General features: G+C 51.5%; 23 protein-coding genes. 13 read left to right on the top strand and 10 right to left on the bottom strand.

Annotated features, from left to right (window positions below; genetic code table 11):
* Window positions 1–6: 6 nt before the first annotated feature.
* The 4 genes from msrQ to accC all read left to right on the top strand — a co-directional run bounded on the left by msrQ (window position 7) and on the right by accC (window position 3,160).
* Window positions 7–606: a protein-methionine-sulfoxide reductase heme-binding subunit MsrQ gene (msrQ, locus tag E2566_RS01500; protein WP_107170713.1), complete on the top strand. Its 600-nt coding sequence runs from the start codon at window positions 7–9 to the stop codon at window positions 604–606.
* Window positions 607–860: 254 nt separating this feature from the next.
* On the top strand, window positions 861–1,313 hold the full coding sequence (gene aroQ, locus E2566_RS01495) for a type II 3-dehydroquinate dehydratase (protein WP_107170712.1): 453 nt from the start codon (window positions 861–863) through the stop codon (window positions 1,311–1,313).
* Between the two features lie 24 nt (window positions 1,314–1,337).
* Entirely contained in the window at window positions 1,338–1,805 is a 468-nt protein-coding gene (gene accB / locus E2566_RS01490; protein WP_107170711.1) for an acetyl-CoA carboxylase biotin carboxyl carrier protein, read from the top strand.
* An 11-nt stretch (window positions 1,806–1,816) separates the two neighbouring features.
* A complete protein-coding gene (gene accC / locus E2566_RS01485; protein ID WP_095701277.1) occupies window positions 1,817–3,160 on the top strand; it encodes an acetyl-CoA carboxylase biotin carboxylase subunit in 1,344 nt (447 codons plus the stop codon).
* Window positions 3,161–3,233: 73 nt separating this feature from the next.
* Here accC and E2566_RS01480 read toward each other — a convergent pair whose 3' ends face one another.
* From E2566_RS01480 to E2566_RS01450, 7 genes are all read right to left on the bottom strand, one after another.
* Window positions 3,234–5,225 (bottom strand): TonB-dependent receptor plug domain-containing protein, encoded by a 1,992-nt coding sequence (locus tag E2566_RS01480; RefSeq protein WP_107170710.1) that lies wholly within the window; start codon window positions 5,223–5,225, stop codon window positions 3,234–3,236.
* Between the two features lie 96 nt (window positions 5,226–5,321).
* Window positions 5,322–6,170, bottom strand: a complete 849-nt coding sequence (gene modD / locus E2566_RS01475) for a ModD protein (protein ID WP_107170709.1) — start codon at window positions 6,168–6,170, stop codon at window positions 5,322–5,324.
* Window positions 6,167–6,988, bottom strand: coding sequence for a class I SAM-dependent methyltransferase (locus E2566_RS01470; protein WP_107170708.1), 822 nt, complete (start codon window positions 6,986–6,988; stop codon window positions 6,167–6,169). Before E2566_RS01470 ends, modD begins: the two co-directional genes overlap by 4 nt.
* 55 nt (window positions 6,989–7,043) lie before the next feature.
* Window positions 7,044–7,802 carry an ABC transporter ATP-binding protein gene (locus E2566_RS01465; RefSeq protein WP_107170707.1) on the bottom strand — a complete coding sequence of 253 codons (759 nt, stop codon included), beginning with the start codon at window positions 7,800–7,802 and terminating at the stop codon, window positions 7,044–7,046.
* Window positions 7,799–8,794, bottom strand: coding sequence for a FecCD family ABC transporter permease (locus tag E2566_RS01460; protein ID WP_107170706.1), 996 nt, complete (start codon window positions 8,792–8,794; stop codon window positions 7,799–7,801). Before E2566_RS01460 ends, E2566_RS01465 begins: the two co-directional genes overlap by 4 nt.
* Complete coding sequence (locus E2566_RS01455; protein WP_107170705.1) at window positions 8,791–9,828, bottom strand: ABC transporter substrate-binding protein; 1,038 nt, start codon at window positions 9,826–9,828, stop codon at window positions 8,791–8,793. Before E2566_RS01455 ends, E2566_RS01460 begins: the two co-directional genes overlap by 4 nt.
* Window positions 9,829–10,097: 269 nt before the next feature.
* The gene (locus tag E2566_RS01450; protein ID WP_107170704.1) at window positions 10,098–10,526 is read right to left on the bottom strand and encodes a TOBE domain-containing protein; all 429 of its coding nucleotides are present in this window, start codon (window positions 10,524–10,526) and stop codon (window positions 10,098–10,100) included.
* Between the two features lie 675 nt (window positions 10,527–11,201).
* Between E2566_RS01450 and E2566_RS01445 the strand changes: the two genes are divergently transcribed.
* From E2566_RS01445 to fis, 6 genes are all read left to right on the top strand, one after another.
* Window positions 11,202–11,444 (top strand): YhdT family protein, encoded by a 243-nt coding sequence (locus E2566_RS01445; protein WP_010681541.1) that lies wholly within the window; start codon window positions 11,202–11,204, stop codon window positions 11,442–11,444.
* On the top strand, window positions 11,434–12,885 hold the full coding sequence (gene panF / locus E2566_RS01440) for a sodium/pantothenate symporter (protein WP_107170703.1): 1,452 nt from the start codon (window positions 11,434–11,436) through the stop codon (window positions 12,883–12,885). The genes E2566_RS01445 and panF overlap by 11 nt, the downstream gene beginning before the upstream one ends.
* Window positions 12,886–12,902: 17 nt before the next feature.
* On the top strand, window positions 12,903–13,787 hold the full coding sequence (gene prmA / locus E2566_RS01435) for a 50S ribosomal protein L11 methyltransferase (protein ID WP_107170702.1): 885 nt from the start codon (window positions 12,903–12,905) through the stop codon (window positions 13,785–13,787).
* A 184-nt stretch (window positions 13,788–13,971) separates the two neighbouring features.
* The gene (locus E2566_RS01430) at window positions 13,972–14,706 is read left to right on the top strand and encodes a carbonic anhydrase (protein ID WP_107170701.1); all 735 of its coding nucleotides are present in this window, start codon (window positions 13,972–13,974) and stop codon (window positions 14,704–14,706) included.
* A gap of 357 nt (window positions 14,707–15,063) precedes the next feature.
* Window positions 15,064–16,029 (top strand): tRNA dihydrouridine synthase DusB, encoded by a 966-nt coding sequence (dusB, locus tag E2566_RS01425; RefSeq protein WP_107170700.1) that lies wholly within the window; start codon window positions 15,064–15,066, stop codon window positions 16,027–16,029.
* A gap of 23 nt (window positions 16,030–16,052) precedes the next feature.
* Entirely contained in the window at window positions 16,053–16,349 is a 297-nt protein-coding gene (gene fis, locus E2566_RS01420; RefSeq protein WP_005975342.1) for a DNA-binding transcriptional regulator Fis, read from the top strand.
* A 120-nt stretch (window positions 16,350–16,469) separates the two neighbouring features.
* On the opposite strand, the gene E2566_RS21750 is transcribed toward fis, so the two are convergent.
* On the bottom strand, window positions 16,470–16,655 hold the full coding sequence (locus tag E2566_RS21750) for a hypothetical protein (protein ID WP_107170699.1): 186 nt from the start codon (window positions 16,653–16,655) through the stop codon (window positions 16,470–16,472).
* Between the two features lie 58 nt (window positions 16,656–16,713).
* On the opposite strand from E2566_RS21750, the gene E2566_RS01415 reads away from it, so the two are divergent.
* The gene (locus E2566_RS01415) at window positions 16,714–17,109 is read left to right on the top strand and encodes a type II toxin-antitoxin system Phd/YefM family antitoxin (protein ID WP_107170698.1); all 396 of its coding nucleotides are present in this window, start codon (window positions 16,714–16,716) and stop codon (window positions 17,107–17,109) included.
* On the top strand, window positions 17,109–17,579 hold the full coding sequence (locus E2566_RS01410) for a type II toxin-antitoxin system death-on-curing family toxin (protein WP_107170697.1): 471 nt from the start codon (window positions 17,109–17,111) through the stop codon (window positions 17,577–17,579). The genes E2566_RS01415 and E2566_RS01410 overlap by 1 nt, the downstream gene beginning before the upstream one ends.
* A gap of 236 nt (window positions 17,580–17,815) precedes the next feature.
* On the opposite strand, the gene E2566_RS01405 is transcribed toward E2566_RS01410, so the two are convergent.
* Both E2566_RS01405 and E2566_RS01400 read right to left on the bottom strand, forming a co-directional pair.
* Entirely contained in the window at window positions 17,816–18,217 is a 402-nt protein-coding gene (locus E2566_RS01405) for an ASCH domain-containing protein (RefSeq protein WP_107170696.1), read from the bottom strand.
* 67 nt (window positions 18,218–18,284) lie between these two features.
* Window positions 18,285–19,430 (bottom strand): endonuclease/exonuclease/phosphatase family protein, encoded by a 1,146-nt coding sequence (locus E2566_RS01400; RefSeq protein WP_107170695.1) that lies wholly within the window; start codon window positions 19,428–19,430, stop codon window positions 18,285–18,287.
* Window positions 19,431–19,724: 294 nt separating this feature from the next.
* On the opposite strand from E2566_RS01400, the gene E2566_RS01395 reads away from it, so the two are divergent.
* Window positions 19,725–20,492: an amino acid ABC transporter substrate-binding protein gene (locus E2566_RS01395; protein ID WP_107170694.1), complete on the top strand. Its 768-nt coding sequence runs from the start codon at window positions 19,725–19,727 to the stop codon at window positions 20,490–20,492.
* Window positions 20,493–20,504 lie beyond the last annotated feature (12 nt).

Here is a 20,504-nt window from a genome sequence, read left to right as displayed (position 1 = left end):
CTCAGTATGAGACTGACTTTACAACATATTAATCGGCTAAAAGTGCTACTCCATCTGGCAGGTTTTCTGCCGCTGCTGTGGTTGATATTGTCGGTCGATCAGGGGTGGTTCAGCGCCGACCCTGCCAAAGATATCCAGCACTTTACCGGCAGAATGGCGCTAAAGTTGCTGCTGGCGACGCTGTTAGTCACGCCACTGGCACGCTACGGCAAGCAGCCGCTATTGATTCGCTGCCGCCGTCTCCTCGGACTATGGTGTTTTTTCTGGGCGACGTTACATCTGGTAAGTTATGCGTTGCTGGAACTGGGTCTGAACCATCTGGCGTTGTTGGGTAAAGAACTGATATCCCGCCCGTATTTAACACTGGGGGTCATAAGCTGGCTGATTTTGCTGGCGCTGGCCGTGACGTCGCCACAGATAATGATGCGCAAGTTGGGATCGCAATGGCAAAAATTGCATAATTGCGTCTATTTAGTCGCCATCCTTGCGCCTATCCACTATCTTTGGTCAGTTAAAACGCTCTCACCGCAGCCTATTTTGTATGCGCTCGCGGCGCTGATATTGCTGCTGTTCCGTTATAAGAAATTTCGCCAATGGTGGCGCTAAACGCCGCGCTAGCACAGGAAAAGCCGATTGTGAGCCGCAGTAAAACTGACGCTGTTTCACGCCTTGGTGCAGGAATATCTCCGCAGATAAGACCAGTATTTAGCTGCGAATTGCCACGATATGGTTATAATGCACGACTTTACTTTCTCGGGTCGGACAATTTGCATCACGAAAGGTGACAAACGAATAGCTTCGCGCTATTTTGTGCGACACGGTTTTGGCAATCTTGGTCAATCGCGGGAGATAGCAGCACAATGGCAGAAAAGTTTCACATTTTGCTCTTGAACGGTCCAAACCTGAATCTGCTAGGAACCCGAGAGCCCGACAAATACGGTAAGACGACGCTAGCAGACATTGTCCGCGAACTGGAAACTCAGGCGCAGGCATTGAACGTGAAGTTTTCCCATCTGCAATCCAACGCGGAACATGTTCTGATCGATACCATCCATCAGGCCAGAGGAAACACAGACTTCATTCTGATTAACCCGGCGGCATTCACCCACACCAGCGTTGCGCTGCGTGATGCCTTGCTGGCGGTCTCGATTCCGTTTATCGAAATTCATCTGTCCAACGTGCATGCACGTGAGCCTTTCCGTCATCACTCCTATCTTTCTGATGTTGCGGTCGGCGTGATATGTGGCCTGGGGGCAGATGGTTATCAGTATGCTTTACAGACGGCGGTAAAACGCCTGTCAACTTCCAATTAAACAAAAGAGTACGGAACCACATCCATGGATATTCGTAAAATCAAAAAACTGATCGAACTGGTTGAAGAGTCCGGCATCGCCGAACTGGAAATTTCTGAAGGTGAAGAATCAGTACGTATCAGTCGTGCCCCAGCAGCGGTTAACTACCCGATGATGCAACAGGCCTATGCTACGCCAATGATGCAGCCACAGCCTGCTCTGGCCGCCGCCGTTGCACCAGCGCCAGTGGAAGCTGTTGCCGCACCGGCTGCCATCAGTGGACACATCGTTCGTTCTCCAATGGTTGGAACCTTCTATCGCACCCCAAGCCCGGATGCTAAAGCATTTGTGGAAGTGGGTCAGCACGTCAACGTTGGCGATACCCTGTGCATCGTCGAAGCCATGAAAATGATGAACCAGATCGAAGCCGACAAATCAGGCGTGGTTAAAGCCATTCTGGTCGAAAGCGGTCAGCCGGTTGAATTTGACGAGCCACTGGTTGTCATCGAATAACGAGGCTTATCATGCTAGATAAAATCGTTATCGCTAACCGCGGAGAGATTGCGCTGCGTATTTTGCGTGCCTGTAAAGAACTGGGCATCAAAACCGTCGCCGTTCACTCCAGTGCGGATCGCGATTTGAAACACGTATTGCTGGCGGACGAAACCGTGTGTATCGGCCCGGCACCGTCAACAAAAAGCTATCTGAATATCCCAGCGATTATTTCCGCTGCGGAAATCACGGGTGCCGTCGCGATTCACCCTGGTTACGGTTTCCTGTCCGAAAATGCGGATTTTGCCGAGCAGGTTGAACGCTCTGGCTTTATCTTCATCGGCCCGAAAGCCGACACGATTCGCTTGATGGGCGACAAAGTGTCAGCCATCACCGCCATGAAAAAAGCGGGTGTTCCAACCGTACCAGGTTCTGATGGCCCTCTGACCGACGACATGGACGCTAACCGTGTTCATGCAAAACGCATCGGCTATCCGGTCATCATCAAAGCCTCTGGCGGCGGCGGTGGTCGTGGTATGCGCGTCGTGCGCAGCGACAAAGAGCTGGAACAATCCATCAACATGACCCGTGCTGAAGCCAAAGCGGCTTTCAACAACGACATGGTTTACATGGAAAAATATCTGGAAAACCCACGCCACGTGGAAATTCAGATTCTGGCCGATGGTCAGGGACACGCCGTCTATCTGGCCGAACGTGACTGCTCCATGCAACGTCGCCACCAGAAAGTGGTGGAAGAAGCGCCAGCACCGGGCATTACGGACGAGCTGCGCCGCAATATCGGCGATCGCTGTGCCAAAGCCTGTATCGATATCAACTATCGCGGTGCGGGTACGTTTGAGTTCCTGTACGAAAACGGTGAGTTCTACTTCATTGAAATGAACACCCGTATTCAGGTAGAGCATCCGGTCACCGAAATGATTACCGGCGTGGACCTGATCAAAGAGCAGCTGCGTATTGCTGCCGGTCAGCCGCTGTCGATCAAGCAGAAAGACGTTAAGGTTCGCGGCCATGCGGTAGAATGCCGTATCAACGCGGAAGACCCGAATACGTTCCTGCCAAGCCCGGGTAAAATCACGCGTTTCCACGCGCCGGGTGGCTTTGGTGTCCGTTGGGAATCACATATTTACGCGGGTTATACCGTACCGCCGTATTACGATTCCATGATCGGCAAGCTGATCACATACGGTGAAACGCGCGAAATCGCAATTTCCCGTATGAAGAACGCGCTGGCTGAACTGATCATCGATGGCATCAAAACCAACATCGAACTTCAGATGAAGATCATGAGCGACGAAAACTTCCAGAGAGGTGGCACGAACATCCACTATCTGGAGAAGAAACTCGGCTTGCAGTAAATACTGCGCAATCGAGTCAAAAGGCCAGCTTATGCTGGCCTTTTGTTATTTAGGGTATATATGCCTTCGGGAATTAATACTGGTAAGCAACGCCTAACCAGTAGTTACGCCCTTCCTCAACATAGCCTTCCTGATAAGCGTAAGCCGAATCAAACAGATTATTGACCGATGCATTCACGCTAAAACCAGCACCCAGCCGATAATCCACACGCACATTGGTCACCGCAAATCCTCGCGTTTTATCGTTATTATCTGAATTATTGAATCCCCAGCTACGCGCTTCTTCCATCACCGTAATACTAAGCGGCTCGAAAGGCGTGATCGTTGCCCAGGCAAATATCTTATGCTTCGGCAGATCCACAATGTTGCCGATTTCTTTACGTTTCACATCGCTATGAATCAGCCCATAGTTAACCCCGACAGTTAGCCAATCTTTGACATCGCCGTGAATACCCAGATCCATGCCGTAATAATCCACCCGGCCGCTGTTACGGTTTTGGATCAAACTCGGCGTAATGTTATGTGACAGAATCGCATTTGATACCCGGTTGTAGTACACGCTGGCATCGTAGCCCCAGCCCTCGGTCAAGCCCCCGCGATAGTTCAGCTCAAGGTTTTGCGCACGCTCTGGCGTTAAGTTTGGATTAACCAATGCGGTCTGATTTTTGGCTGGCTTAGAGGTGGTATAACGCTCTTTCAGCGTAGGGAAACGGCTGCGTTCAGACAGCGATAATTGTAGCTCATCGCGATTATCGAAGCGGTATTTCGTCATCATCTGCCAGTTAAAGGCATCCTGATTGTTTTGGTCATAATTTGTTAGTGCACCGTTTTTCTCATGCTTCAATCCCTGTTTGCTGTCACGCCAGTCATAACTGACGCCAAATACTGCATCCAGCTTATCGGACACATTCCATTGGTATTCGCTGGCCATCGACCAGGTACGGTCCTTATAGCGATCGTATGGCGCGTTAATCGCCCCTTTCTCACGATGCACGTCATCTTTCCAGTGTACGGCGAACGACAGCAAATCCAGTTCGCGCATATCAATCCCTAATTGCAGCCCCGCACCATTACTGAAATCGGCATAGTGGCTATAGTTACCACTCTTATTTTTGAAATCCGCCAGCGTTTTATACATCAGCAAGGTATTTTCAAATTCATCGTGATAGAAGCGGCTTTTCAGCGTCATTCTGTCGCTTAGCGTTGTGGTGCCCTGATAGTAATAGCTTTCTTTGTTGTAGTCCGGCCATTGCCAATAGCGTCCTGACTGACCGCTGTTGCCTGCATAAGGTGGCGTATTCTTCTCACCTTCCTGATTGATGTAGGTAAACGTATATTCATCGGATTCTCGCGGCGTAAACCCGACCTTAAGCATGCCGCGTTTGTCATCGTTGCCAGAATTCATCCGCTGACCTTCGCTACCGGCAATCGGGTTATCAACCCCGTGAGGCAATCCGGTAAACCGCTGCTTCTGACGACTGCCGCTAATCTGGAAGAATCCCATATCGTTTTTTCCGCCAAACGACGCATCCATGTTATGCGCATTGTCACGCCCGCGCGCCCAGCCCTGATTCAAACGCACGTTCGCTTCCAGCTCTTTTTTCGGCCGCAGCGTCGTCAGGTTAATCGCGCCCCCCATTTGATTCGGACCCTGCAACAGTGAGGTATATCCTTTAGACACTTCCACCGCCGCCAGATCGGAAGCCTGAAAACGGCCAAGATCCAGGTTCCCGTCGTAGGGAACATAAATCGGCACGCCGTCGAGAAAAACCGGCACCTGCCGGCTATCAAAGCCACGAACTTTCACCTGTTGCTCACTGCGCCCGCCTGACTTTTGTAGCGTCACGCCCGGCACGATATTCAGCGCTTCCGCCACATTGCGTCGATTTAGCTGGTTAATCTGTTCCTGATTCACGATATCGTTAGTCGCCGCAACCGGACTGCTCCACACCGTCATCACGTCTTTATCCTTCGTCTTCTCAACCGCACCACCAGAGACGGCGTACGCACAAGAGATAGGTAATAAACTGGCGGACAACAACCAACTTAATTTTTTTATTTGCATGACATTGTTCCCTTAAAAAAACATATTGCTGTATAAAAATTTACATAACGATAGGTGTCGCAACTTCCCGTCATCCGGGCTTTCAGGAAGATGGCGTTAACGTTTTGGCGTTAAAACGACACGAATATCGGCAGAGGGTGCGTGGTAAGGCGCAGACGTGACCAGCAGAGCAACACCGGTTTCAGCATAGCGTTGAACCGTTTGCAGGTTGATTCCTCCCGCCGCAGACACCTTACATGCGGGCGCATGGTCGGCAGCGTAAGACAGCGTGGCGATCACCTGTTCAGGCGTAAACTTATCAAGCTGTAGAATGTCGGGCTCGGCGCTGAGCGCCAGTATCGCCTCATCGGGATGATCCACTTCCACGATGATGGCTTTCTCCGGTGCCGCGTGGCGTAGTTGGGCAACATGGACAGCCCAATCGTCCTGATTCGGCAAAAAACGACGATGGTTCGTAAATAACAGCACCGTTTCTGCACAGCCCAAACGGTGCACAATCCCGCCCCCAGCTAGCACGGCCAAGACCGAGAGCTGTTTCGTGCCCGGAATAAGTTTACGCGTACAGGCAATCTGCCCAGATGGAACCTCGCGGGTATAAATGGCCTTCATTTGATACAGATACTCGCTGACGCCGCAGCACCATTCCAGCACGTTCTGCGTGACCTTCCACCCTTGATGTAACGCGGCAGCTTTTCCCGTTGCGGCAAGCACCGCTTCGCCGGGCTGCACGCGAGCGCCTTCCTGAACGCCATACGTCACTCTTAATCCCAACCGCTGCAGTAAACGTTCCGCCACCGGCATTCCGCTGACACATCCCCCCTGACGATGGAAAAACGTGATTTCCCCTTCCTCTTGCCCAATTCCCAACGCACGGGTAGTTAAATCGCCATACTGAAGATCTTCCAGCAGGAGTTGGTCAAGGTACGAATCCGGGATGTAAATCATCGCGTAAACTCCGCATGTGGCACGACATCCCAATAGACAAACGCCCAATCCCTTGTCGGCGAAACGAGCGGAATATCATCATGTTGGTGCTTATCGTAATAGATTCTCAGGCGCTGTATTTCCTCTTCATTCAGCTTGCCTAATGACCAAGCCACACCTTCCGCAAAACGTTCAAATGTTTCGGCATGCCTTTGGCAATTCTGCCCGCGAATAAAGCTCACATTGGCGTGAATACCCATGCGATAGAGCATATTTACGGCATAGATGTAGTTCGGTAGCGATGTCGACGTTCGCCCGATAGCCGCCGAGATGCGAGGATCGACAAACGTAGGGGAAACCGTGTGGGTGGTATACACCCGCAAGCGGGCTTTCTGATTCAGCTTGTAGAGTGCGGCCGCCAGATCCATGACCAGCGTCGATCGCGACGCCACCACAATGTCGCAGTCGGGCAAATCCGCCCAATCATCTTCCCAAGCACGGTGAGCAAATGACGCATTCCCGATCCCCATCGCCTCTGCCCGACGACGCGCCACGTCCAGCATGCCCTCGCTGTAATCAATGCCGTAAACCTGTTCAAATCGCGACGCCACATTCAGGCATACCGACCCCGGCCCGCATCCCACATCCAGTAGCGTTGTAGCCTCCGAAAAATCCATGTTGGCGATGAACCGATCCAGATACGGATCGCGTGGCCCCGCACATTCTATTGCCATGTTTTCTGCACGCTTATCCCAATGTTCAGGGGTCTTAGCCGTTCTGGCGGCTCGTGCCATATGTGCCTGATAAAGTGCTGAAAAATCAATCTCATCAATAATCATATTTTCTTCCTGACTTCTCTTTTATTCGATGTCATTTGCCTGCATGTGCAGGACATCAGGTACGGAAATGGGCGTGAATATCCGCTTCTTTTACGCCGTACAGTGCCGCGAGCCTCGTTGGCGTCAGCAGAGCGTCCGGGGTTCCCTGTTCTGTACCCGCACCGGGGTGCAGCAAGACCACGTTATCCGCCACGGCTCGCGCATGCTGAGGATGGTGCGTAGACATCAGCACCGCGATACCGCTTTCTTTAAGCCGCTTGATGTGTGCCAATAATCGAATCTGATTGCCAAAATCCAGACTGGCCGCCGGTTCGTCCATCACCATCAGCGCAGGCTGCTGTACTAACGCACGGGCAATCATTACGCGCTGCCGCTCTCCCCCGCTCAGCGTCGCGTATGAACGCTGGCTCAGCGACAAAATACCGAGCTGTGATAACACCGCTTCAGCACTCGCTATCTCACGTTTTCCGGGCGTGGAGAAGAGCGACAAACGGGGGTGACATCCCATCAGCACCATATCCAGCACGCGAAAGGCAAAAGGGGAGTCATGCGCCTGAGGCACATAGGCCGCGACCTGTGCGAGCGCTTTGGCAGACCATGCGCCAATGGGTTTTTCGGCGATGTGTATCTGGCCGGAAAAGGCAGGAATCAAGCCCAACAGGGTGCGCATCAGGGTGGTTTTGCCGCTGCCATTGGTGCCCAGCAAACAGGTAATCTGCCCGGATGGCAGTGAAAAAGAGATGTCGCGGTTCACAACGGTGCGACCATATCCGACGCTAACCGCCTGAAGCGTAGCGAGGCTGCTGCCCGTCATGCTCTTTCCCCCCTCAACAGCAGGAGCAGGAAGAAGGGCGCACCGATGGACGATGTCAGAATGCCTAGCGGCAGTTCAATCGCAGCCAGCGTACGTGCCAGCGTATCGGTGAATAACAGCAGCAGTGCCCCAACGGCAATAGAAACTGGCAATAGCCGATTGAAATTGTCTCCGACGATCAAACGGCAGATGTGCGGCACCACCAGCCCTATCCACCCGATGATTCCCGCAATTGACACCGCGCTGGCGGTAATTAACGTCGCCGCAAAAATGAATAACAGCCGCGTATAAAGGATATTCACTCCCAGCGTGCGGGCTTCTTCATCCGGCAGGCTCAACAGATTCATGCGCCAGCGCAGTAAAATAAGCGGAGCCAGACCAAGCACAATCAATATCGCTGCAACCTTCAAATCTTGAACGGTGGTGGCAGAGAGTCCGCCCAATAGCCAGAAGGTAATCGACGGTAACTGAGTATAGGGATCGGCTAGGATCTTGATCAGCGCGATCGCCGCGCCGCCTAATGCGCCGATCGCCATTCCCACTAAAACCAGTGCCAATATGGGATCGTGCCGCTTCGCCATACGAGCAATTAGGCAGACCAGCGTCACCGCTCCCAGCCCGCCAGCAAACGCCAGAAGCTGAATAAACAGCATCGGTAAGCCAAGGAAAATCCCACATGTTGCCCCTACGCCAGCCCCCGCAGAGACGCCAAGAATATCGGGGGAAACCAGCGGATTACGAAACATCCCCTGATAGGCCGCCCCCGCTGCGGCTAACCCGGCACCAATCAGCAGCGCCGCCAGCATGCGCGGCACGCGAATGTTCCAGAACACGGTCACTTTACGTGGATCGATCGACACCGTTCCCTGTGGAGCAGCGATAATTTGCAGGATTTCATGCACTGAGAGGGAATAGTGCCCCACCGCTAACGCGAGCAGCGCACTGCCGATGAGCAAAACCCCCAGTACCAGAGTAATGGTATGGCTTTTCATGCCACTCTCAGCAACAACTCAAGCTGCGCATCATCCAGATCAGTATGGTAAAACAGATGGAAAAACGTTCGGGTATCGCTTTTGAGCTGCTGAGCGGCCACAGGATCAAAATGGCTTTGTAAGCGGCACAGCCCCAGCAGTCGGTTTAGTCCAGGCGGCGCATCCAGCCAGCCAAACGGCAGGCCGGACATCAGGATGACGCGCTGCTGTGCAACCGCCTGCACGCTCTGCCATTGCTCCGAGTGCGTAATATTCTGATAGCTCTGCACATCCTGCGTGATGATAAGATCCGGGTTCCACCGCAGAATGTGCTCCATCGACACCTGAGTCAGCGTTTTTAATTCTCCTGCGGTAGCGACGTTCTCAAAACCCAGCAGTTCCACCGCTTCGGTGTGGAGAGAGCCACGCAATCCGGTTTCCAGCCCCATAGCCCCACGAGCGAAATAGAAGCGCGGCTTCTCAGTTTGAGCATTGGTACGGTAAGCATTTGCACGCTGCAAAATAGCATCGGCAAACTGCGCCTGCAGTCCCGCCCGCGTCGTGACATTCAATAGCTGCCCCACCTGCCTGAGCTGTGTAGGCGTATCCTGAAGGCCGCCATCCACCAGCACGTAAGGCACACCGGTCTGCTGCGAGGTTCTCTGTGCCAATGAGCGATACGTTTCATCGGCACTTCCACAATCAATAATAATATCGGGGTTCAGCGTTAATAATTTTTCCAGCGATAACGTACTCGCTCGACCCGATAAGCGCCCCAAACGCGGCAATCGACGCACAGTTTCAGAAAACAGAGCCCCCGTCTCACCCGACAAATCAAACGATGAAAAACCCAGCAGTTTTTCCGGTGCCAACGCCAGTAACAGCAGATCCGCAGGAGGCCCAGCGCTGATTACACGCTGAATATCAGAAGGTTCAGGAACCGGGCCAAACCGCCCAGCAATCCGGTCAAACGCATATGCAAAAGAGGCAGGTAAAAGAGGCAAAGCAGAAAGTGTCGCCAGATACGACAAGAAAGTCCGTCTGTTCATTCCCATGATGATCCCTGTGTTAAACAACAACGTTATATATTTTTTTATATATCGATATTATCCACACACTAAATTCAGGGTCAATCACCCGGATCACATTTCCAGCGCTACCCAATGTTGATAATCAGAACGATAAATACGGTGCGTTTTATCAAGATATAAAGGGAACAGGCAAGAAGGGGTAAATAATCTGAGGGGAAGAATAAGCCGATAAATCCGTATCCGTCGGTTGTTTATCGGCTAAGCACGATATGCTTCGCTAAAGAAAGCAGTAATTATTTCCGGGTAGCCAGAATAATGCTGGAAGCCTTCACCAATGCGATCAATTCACTGCCCACCTCAATGTTCATCTCTTCCAGACTTTCATTGGTCACGGTTGAGGTCAGCGTCAAACCACCACTGGTAACCAGTTGTACCGTTGAGTTTACGGCACCTTTAGTGACAGAACTCACCTTACCGTGAAACTGGTTGCGAGCAGAAAAATTCAAGCCACATTCGGCTGATGCCAAAATAACCCAAGGCGCTTTCACCAACGCAATGGCGGGCTTGCCGACAGCCAACGCCATCGAATCACAGCTGGTCCGTGTAATGACTGTCGTTAACTTATCTCCGCTCTCCAGCGTCAATGCGACTTCATTGTTTACTGCACCTTCAACAATAGAAGACACAACACCCGAAAGCTGATTTCTTGCTGAAACTGACATAACGACTCCTTTTGGTTCATCTTTAACATAGACGGCAGACACCATGCCGCACAGATAGCGGGAAGCCACGACATGATGAATCACCTGATTTTTATATCCACCGATACATAAGCAACATAATGTGCAGCATCGTCGATGGGGTTGATTCGGCTATTATTTCGCTTTCACATCACCAATATTCAGCGTTGTCGTACCAGAAGGGGAAATAATAGCGGCATAGTATGCTTTCCCCTGAGAAAATTATGCGATGCTACTTCCATCATTCGCCAATTACCTCAATATCAACAAATCACATACTCCCTTAGTATTATTCTGTGGCGAGACATCTTCTATTTCCGCTCTTATCGATCGGTGATATTGCCGAAATAAGGAAGCGGTATTCCTAATATGAGTCACTTAAGTCCGTTGTTAGGGGAAACACAGGGGGAGGTCGCCTCCCCCCTGTGGTCACCCCGTGCATCTCAATGCTTAAACGATGATATGCCATGCCGCACTGCTTTTTGGCTCATCCTGATAAAGCATTTTTTTCACCAAATGCTGAGTACTCTGCAACTGACTTTTACGCGTATGGCGTAATTCTTACTAGTCAATTGGCCCACATGCCGTAAAATTCCCGCTTTCGTCATCACGACGTTCATAACGATACCCATTCTCCCATTCACGGTGGAGCAGAACATGGATACACGCTTTCCTCAGGCGCACAAAGAGGCCCGCTGGGCTTTTGGCCTGACGCTGGTTTATTTAGTGGCCTGGGTGCTTGCCGCCTATTTGCCAGACAACACACAAGGGATCACCGGCCTTCCACACTGGTTTGAGATGGCCTGCCTGCTGCTGCCGCTCGTGTTTACGCTGCTGTGCTGGCTAATGGTGCGCGTCATTTTCCGCGATATCTCACTGGAGAGTGATGATGCAAATTGAAATTTTATTGCCGCTGATTGGCTATTTACTGCTGGTCTTCGGACTGTCGGTCTATGCATACCGTCGCCGTCAGGCGGGCAACTTTCTTAACGAATACTTCCTCGGCGGCCGTTCAATGGGTGGGTTTGTTCTGGCAATGACGTTGATCGGTACTTACGTCAGCGCCAGCTCCTTTATCGGCGGGCCGGGTGCCGCGTATAAATACGGGCTGGGCTGGGTGCTGCTGTCGATGATCCAGCTTCCCACCATGCTGCTGTCACTGGGCATTCTGGGGAAAAAATTCGCCATTCTGGCGCGGCGCTACAATGCCATCACGCTGAATGACATGCTGTACGCCCGCTACAACAGTCCGCTGCTGGTGTGGTTTGCAAGTATCAGCCTGCTGGTTGCGTTTATCGGTGCCATGGCCGTGCAATTCATCGGCGGCGCACGCCTGCTGGAAACCGCGGCTAACATTCCTTACGACATCGGCCTGCTGATTTTCGGCGTCACTATTGCGTTGTACACCACGTTTGGCGGCTTCCGCGCCAGCGTGCTGAATGATGCGATGCAGGGCATTGTGATGCTGATCGGCACCGTCATCCTGCTGGTCGGCGTAATCTATGCCGCTGGCGGCCTGCACAGCGCAGTGGATAAGCTGCAACAGATCGACCCAATGCTGGTCTCGCCGCAGGGCAGCGGCGGGATTCTGTCGATGCCATTTATGGCTTCATTCTGGGTGCTGGTCTGCTTCGGTGTTATTGGCCTGCCGAACACCGCCGTTCGCTGCATCTCTTATCGCGACAGCAAAGCGCTGCACCGAGGGATTATCATCGGCACAATCGTCATCGGCATCCTGATGCTCGGCATGCATCTGGCTGGGGCGCTGGGTCGTGCCGTGATGCCAAATCTGACGATTCCCGATCAGGTGTTACCGGCGCTAATGGTCACCGTACTACCGCCGCTGGCCGCTGGGATCTTTCTCGCTGCGCCAATGGCCGCTATCATGTCCAACATTAATGCGCATTTGCTTCAGGCGTCTGCCACGATCATCAAGGATCTCTATCTCAGCGTCCGTCCTGAGCAGATCCATAACGAACGTCGCATCAAGATCCTGTCCAGCATGACAACCTTGTTATTGGGGCTACTGGTGCTGTTGGCCTCCTTACGGCCGCCGGAGATGATTATCTGGCTGAACCTGCTGGCGTTTGGCGGGCTGGAAGCGGTGTTCCTGTGGCCGCTGGTGCTGGGCCTGTATTGGGAACGCGCGAACGCTGCGGGTGCGCTTAGCGCCATGTTCACCGGCGCTATTTGCTATACCTTACTGGCCAGCTTCAATCTTCATCTGGCCGGGTATCACCCGATTGTGCCATCGCTGTTACTCAGCCTGATGGCGTTTATTATTGGCAACCGCTTTGGTCATAACCCACCCGCGCCGGTTGCCGCTTCATCTTCACTTTAAATGTAATAGAGACTGCTATGCCGTGGATTCAATTAAAAATAAACACCTCAGGAAAAGTTGCTGAACAACTGGGTGACACCATGATGGAAAGCGGTGCGGTATCCGTTACGTTTCAGGATACGCACGATACTCCCGTGTTTGAACCGCTGCCGGGCGAGACCCGTCTGTGGGGCGATACCGACGCGATTGCGCTGTACGATGCCGAAACCGACATGAATGACGTTATCGCCATGCTAGAGCAAGAACCGCTGCTGGGCGTCGGTTTTAAACACAAAATCGAACAACTGGAAGACAAAGACTGGGAACGCGAGTGGATGGACAACTTCCACCCGATGCAGTTCGGCAAACGTTTGTGGATTTGCCCAAGCTGGCGTGAAATTCCTGACCCGAACGCCGTCAACGTGATGCTCGATCCCGGCTTGGCGTTCGGCACCGGTACCCATCCAACGACCGCGCTGTGCCTGCAATGGCTCGACGGGCTGGATCTGGAAGGGAAAACCATCATCGATTTCGGCTGCGGCTCCGGCATTCTGGCGATTGCCGCCCTAAAACTGGGTGCAGCACGCGCCATCGGGATTGATATCGATCCGCAGGCGATTCAGGCCAGCCGCGACAACGCGCAGCGTAACGGCGTCTCCGAGCGTCTTGAACTGTATCTGCCGAAAGACCAACCTGCCGACCTGTCTGCCGATATCGTCGTCGCCAACATCCTTGCAGGCCCGCTGCGCGAACTGGCACCGCTGATTAGCGATTTACCTAAAGCGGGTGGTCACCTCGGCCTGTCCGGCGTACTGGCGACACAAGCTGAAGGCGTCACAGAAGCCTACGCAGACAAGTTCACGCTCGATCCGGTGGCTGAACGCGAAGAGTGGTGCCGCATTACCGGCCAACGCCGCGCATAGTAATAACGTTCTCTTTTAATAGCCGTCCCTTTTAGCCCCGCCCACCGTCTATACAACGGTGGGCGCGTTTCTTCCTGCCATATCTCACGATTGATCCCAATAAACTGGCGTATGATGCTCGCGACCGGACGCACCTACGCCCGGCACTCAACAACGCCGTATCATTATTTTCAAGGGATGAAAAATGAAAGGTAAACTCTTTATCGCATTGATGCTGTCGGTCTGCTTTTCCGCATCGGCGGCCGATTCGGTTCACTGGGGCTACGAAGGCGACGGCGATCCGGCGCACTGGGGAAAACTCTCCCCAGACTTCTCGCTGTGTGAGACGGGGAAAAATCAATCTCCTATCAATATCCGGCAAGCGCTCAACGCCCAACACGATCCCCTACAGTTGGCTTTCCAGTCTGGAACCCAGCAGATTATCAACAACGGGCACACCATTCAGGTGAACGTCGGTCCGGGGAATACGCTGCTGCTGGATAACGAGACATTCACCTTGCAGCAATTCCACTTTCACGCACCGAGTGAAAATGAAATTGATGGTAAGCAATTTCCACTGGAAGGCCATTTTGTCTATAAAAACGCAGATGGCGCACTCACCGTTATTGCGCTGATGTTTCAGGAAGGAGCAGCCAATCTACCGCTAGCCACGGCATGGCAGCAGATTCCTTCTCACGTCGATCAGGCAGAGGACGTGCAAACGCCGATTGCAATTCAGGCCCTGTTACCGACCTCATTAAACTACTATCGGTTCAGTGGGTCACTCACTACGCCACCGTGCTCAGAAGGCATCCGCTGGCTGGTGCTGGAGAATCCCGTCACCGCCTCTGCTGAACAAATAAATCAGTTCAGCTCAGTCATGCATCACGCCAATAACCGCCCCATACAGCCGCTTAATGGCCGAATCATCATCCATTAAACGATTCCGCGAGGCTGGTCAGAGCATCTACTGGCCAGCCTCGGTTAAATTGATGCCCTTTTTTGCCGCATTCACCAACGTATTTCACTGATAAAGCATTGCTAGCCTGTTGTATCTCCAGTAAAAACGACCACGCTTACAGATAAAATTCTGTAAGCAGATGAATATTTTACAGAGCAAAAAATCGACACAAAAACATAACATACTGTTAAATATGAATAATATTTTCATATGCTTCTACGAACTGCATTTTCATTGATCGATAGCTGTAAATTGGTCAAAGTTTGGCCTTTCATCTGACGTAAAAAATGCGTAATATACGCGCCCTTGCAGGCACAGTATGGTCAATTTTTGTCTATGCACATTGGACAATTTCAGCTTACCAATCGTTTGATAGCAGCCCCAATGGCTGGTATTAGCGATCGCCCATTTAGAGCACTCTGTCATGCGATGGGCGCTGGAATGACCGTGTCTGAAATGCTTTCTTCCAACCCGGAAGTGTGGCGTTCAGACAAGTCGCGTTTGCGAATGGTTCATAGCGATGAACCGGGTATCAGGGCCGTGCAGATTGCCGGTTGTGACCCCGATGAGATGGCGGCGGCAGCGAGAATCAACGCTGATTCCGGCGCGCAGATCATTGACATCAATATGGGCTGCCCGGCGAAGAAGGTGAACCGCAAGATGGCAGGATCTGCATTGTTGCAGTATCCGGATTTGGTCAAACAGATCCTCTCTTCGGTGGTGAAAGCGGTAGACGTACCGGTGACACTGAAGATCCGTACCGGTTGGGCACCAGAGCACCGCAACTGTGTAGAAATTGCCAAACTGGCTGAAGACTGTGGCATTCAGGCGTTAACTATTCACGGACGCACCCGTGCGTGCCTGTTCAATGGTTCCGCGGAATACGACAGCATTCGGGCAGTTAAGCAGGCCGTTTCCATTCCTATTATTGCGAATGGCGACATTACAGACCCGCATAAAGCCAGAGCGGTTCTTGACTACACCGGGGCTGACGCCCTGATGATAGGACGAGCCGCTCAGGGAAGACCCTGGATCTTTCGGGAAATCCAGCATTATCTGGACACAGGGGAGTTGCTGGCACCACTGCCGTTGGCAGAGGTCAAGCGCTTGTTGATCGAGCATATACGGGAATTGCACGACTTTTATGGTCCAGGCAAGGGATTTCGTATTGCTCGTAAGCACGTATCCTGGTATCTCCAGGAGCATGCCCCAAACGACCAGTTTAGGCGCACATTCAACGCCATTGAGGATGCCAGCGAGCAGCTGGAGGCGTTGAAGGCATATTTTGAAAATCTTGCGTAAACAGAAAAAGAGCTGACAGAACTATGTTCGAACAACGCGTGAATTCTGACGTACTGACCGTTTCCACTGTAAACTCTCAGGCTCAGGTAACCCAAAAACCCCTGCGCGACTCGGTTAAACAGGCACTGAAGAACTATTTTGCTCAATTGAACGGTCAGGATGTAAGTGACCTGTATGAGCTGGTATTGGCTGAAGTTGAACAGCCACTGTTGGACATGGTGATGCAATACACCCGCGGTAACCAAACCCGCGCTGCCCTGATGATGGGCATCAACCGCGGTACTCTGCGTAAGAAATTGAAAAAATACGGCATGAACTGATACTAATCAGTTAAGCATTTGAAAAAAGGCGCTTTACCTCTTGGGTTAAGCGCCTTTTTCTTTGCCGTCTATTTGCGTGGCAACCTGAGCTATTTCGTCTGCGAGATGAGGAATTCGTTGTTAATGACTCATCCCTTCTGCTTTATCGGTTTCCGACGCATGAAAGAGCCTGTGCAAGTTATCTAGCCGTTCCGCTAACACGAACGTTAAAATCTCTTTCGATTCTGGGTTGTCCAATTCAACAATGGCGTAAGCCAGCGGCCATTTCAATGTAGTAAATGTGCGTTTTGGGTGGCACAAGCTTATGCAAGAGCATTCCTTTTGCTAATCTGTACATGTACAAATTTGCTGCGTCGGAATTTTTATGAAATCGATAACCTATACCTACATGCGTGAACATCTGACCGAGGTTCTTGATGAACTTCGTAATGGTGTAGATTTTATTGTTACTCAGCGAGGTAAACCCGATCTCGAGTTGCAGGGGAACCAGATCGCAGGCTTCCCAGAGGAAAGCGCTGGTGCGTATTCTTCTACTCCCAGAGGGAGTAGCCGAGTTAAGACTGGCGAAGAGGTGCCGGTATTCCCAACGCCCAGGACTCTCTTTGTATCTACAAGTGGAAGTACCCGCCGAGGTAGCAGTACTGAGCATTATGAAAAAAGACAAACAGTATCGCAGCCCAAAAAATTAAGTTTTGTCGAGGCAAAAACGAGAACACAAAAACGACATGCGGGTGTCATAAAAATACTCGGAGACAAATAATGTTTGAATTTCTCACTATGGACCAGGTAATTGAAATTCAACAAGATACATTGGCTAGTAGCGGTCCTCCTGACAGAAACAGGTTGGGTGGAGCACTTTCAAGAGTCGAGAACTTACATTTCTACGAGTCATGCAACGATATTTTTAAACTTGCGGCTCTTTACCTAATAGCCATTGCTAAAGCTCATGCTTTTAATGATGCAAACAAAAGGACCGCATTTCAGGCCGCAGCTATTTTTTTGCTGATGAACATAGATCCTGAAATTGCTGACGATCCTGAAGCCAGATCGTACGATCTGAATCAGTCTTATGAACTGGTAAAACTCACGGTATTTGCCGCGATGGATGAAGCAAACCTTGAACAGACCAGTTTCGCATTACGATTATTATCGTCCTACAGAAATGATCTCATGGATGATTATGATTCTGACTACCTGCTTCCCTTACAGTCTCCACTATCTGAAGAATAGTGTACGCAAAAATTCACGAAACACACCGACTCAACTACCCCTAGGCGGTTTGTTGAGTCGGCGTACTTCTCTGTTTGAACGTTGCAGCGAAGCGTGTAAAGACACTTCGTTTGATTGATACAATGTTGGCTAGCTAACCCATTAAACGCCTGAACCGCCCCTAATATGTCGTTTGTCACGGGTAGTCTAGATGTATCAATAAAACACAGCCAGACTAAGCAGTCGCCGACCCAGAATCAAAACACCTCGACCAGCTCAAACTCTTCGAACACCAGCAGCATATCCGGGGCGAAGGTGCCTTCTCTTTCAAAATACCTCTGATGGCCTTCGCGCCAGAAAGCCAGGCTTTTATCCCCTTCGCCTTCTTTCGCTGCCATCTCAGCGGTAATATCGCAGTAGCGCACGAGCGTTAACGAACGCGTTCGAATCACGCAGGAAGGCTGTCCGGCACCGTCCAGAACGATGTTGTAATCGCCGACCTGTGGCGTTTCCTCGTTTTTAAACGCGTGATACGAGCTACAGGTTGCGGTTTTATGCCCTTCGAGTACCAGTTGCAGCAGCTCATCCGCCAGCGCGGGGCTGTCGCCAAATGACCAGCGTAGCGCGTCTGGGTATTGCTCTAATCCTTGCTTACTCATCATCTTCCTCTGTTATATGGCTATGATTGCTCTGTGTTCTCACGCCATGATAGCCATAAAGCGGCCATCAGGTAATATCCACGTCTACCCAGAGCGCGGCATGGTCGGACGCCGCCGTGTCCCATGAGGTGACTTCCGGTAGCGGCGTAACGGGTTCCGCGCCCTCTTTGGCGGCAATCTTATCGATATTATAAATCCCCCGACGCTCGACGCCCCACTCCACAACCGCCTGATGCAGCGGTGCAGAAAGGAAAATGTAGTCCAGCTGATTTAACCGCGCGCCCTTCTTGCCACCAGCGAAATAGTAGGTGTAGCGCTCTTTTTCCGGGCGTTCAGGGTCAATAACGGGATGCAAATCTGACAGGGAAAACAGCGGAGCCAAGCTGTGCCAGAGGTTTGACGAATCCTCGTTCAAATCGCCGAGAATGACCACGTAATCCTTCTTGAGATCGTAAGTCTGTTGCACAATCTCCGCGACGCGTTCGGCCTGATCGCGGCGCTTCTCCGCCCCACGCTGTCGTTCTTCTTCAGTTTGACCGCTCTGGCTTTTGAAATGGTTACACAGAATATAAATCGGCTGTTTGAGGCCAGCATCCAGCGTCACTTCGAGACAATCTCGACTAAAGACGGGATCGAAACGCTTCCCGGCATCAAAAATATGCGTGCGGAGCTGGGCAATCCGATAGCGCGTCAGGCAAGCGACATCAATACCGCGCGGATCGTTCGGGCTGTCGATCATCACGAACTGGCTGAATTTATCGTCCCTCAGCACCTGATTGTTGAAATCACGCAGGACATCCATGTTTTCAACTTCAACGGCGCACAGGATGTCGGCGTTAAGCAGGGTGATAATCTTGCCCGTATTCTTACGCTGCTGACTGCTGAACTCCTGCGCCTTAAACACGATTTCGCCGATCCAATCCCCGCGTCCCCGGCAGCTTTTATTAATCTGGAATCCTGTGCCGGCGCCCTCCTTTTTCCATCGCCCCAGCGTGCCCGCGTCGGTGCGAATATCAATATAAGGGCGCAGTGCGATAGAAAGGCGGAACACCTGATCTTTCAGCGCATCGTCGTATTGGGGCTGTTCAAGAAGATGCTGAAGCTGCCTGACCTGCTGCAATAAAGCGTCAATCTGCCGGGAATCGGGGAGGTTGAGAATCGCGCTACGGTGGAACAGGTTCTCGACGTTATAGCTGGCGATACGGATCTTCATTGTTATCTCCTGCTGGGTAGTGGCAAAAGCAATGATGTCCTTTGAGGATAGAAGCCGATTGTGACAGCAGGGTAACATTTACGGCAGCAGCAGACTTTTTCTATCGTTCTCTCGCACAAGATGGTTAAAACCGAGCAAGAGCACTATATTCACTACAAACTACGTTCAGGACTATATTCACTTCTGATATAAATCATCACACAACGTGATTTATAAACAGATGTGTTGTCGCGTAGATTCATTATTAACAAAAGTTATAAGCACATCGCTGCATACCACTCACAGGAATTCATAATGAAAAAAATACGTTTTGCTTTACTGACCAGCGCCCTGCTTGCTACCAGCGTATTCGCTCATGCCGATGACCTTAGCGCCATCAAGTCCGCAGGCGTTCTCAAGATCGGCACAGAAGGCACCTATGCGCCTTACACCTATCATGATAAGTCAGGCCAGTTGGTTGGTTTCGATGTGGATATTGGCCGTGCAGTGGCAGAAAAGCTCGGCGTGAAAGCCCAGTTTATTGAAGGGCGTTGGGACGGGTTAATCGCCGGTATCGATGCCAAGCGCTACGATGCCGTCATCAATCAGGTTGGCGTAACCAAAGAGCGTCAGGCCAAGTATGATTTCTCCAAGCCGTATATCGATTCCAAGGCGGTGCTGGTTGTCCGTGGCGATAACACCACCCTCAAAGATTTCAGCGATCTGAAAGGCAAAAAAGCGGCTCAGAGCCTGACCAGTAATTACTCTAAGCAAGCCACCAGCTACGGTGCAGACATTGTGCCGACGGACGGTTTTAACCAGTCTCTGGATCTGGTACTCAGCGGCCGTGCTGACGCCACGTTAAACGACAACCTGTCATTTCTGGATTTCAAAAAGCATAAGCCGGATGCCAACGTGAAGATTGCCGCGACCTCAAAAGACGGCGAACCTTCCGCGATTCTGGTGCGCAAAAACCAGGCAACACTGGTGGAAGCATTGAATAAAGCTCTGGATGAAATCAAAGCGGACGGCACCTATAAAACGATATCTGTGCGATACTTCGGGGAGGATGTTTCTCAATAATCGCACTGTTAT

Origin of the sequence: Pectobacterium punjabense, assembly GCF_012427845.1 — a bacterium.
GTDB classification, from domain to species: Bacteria; Pseudomonadota; Gammaproteobacteria; order Enterobacterales; family Enterobacteriaceae; genus Pectobacterium; species Pectobacterium punjabense.
This window is presented reverse-complemented; position numbering and strand designations above follow the sequence as displayed.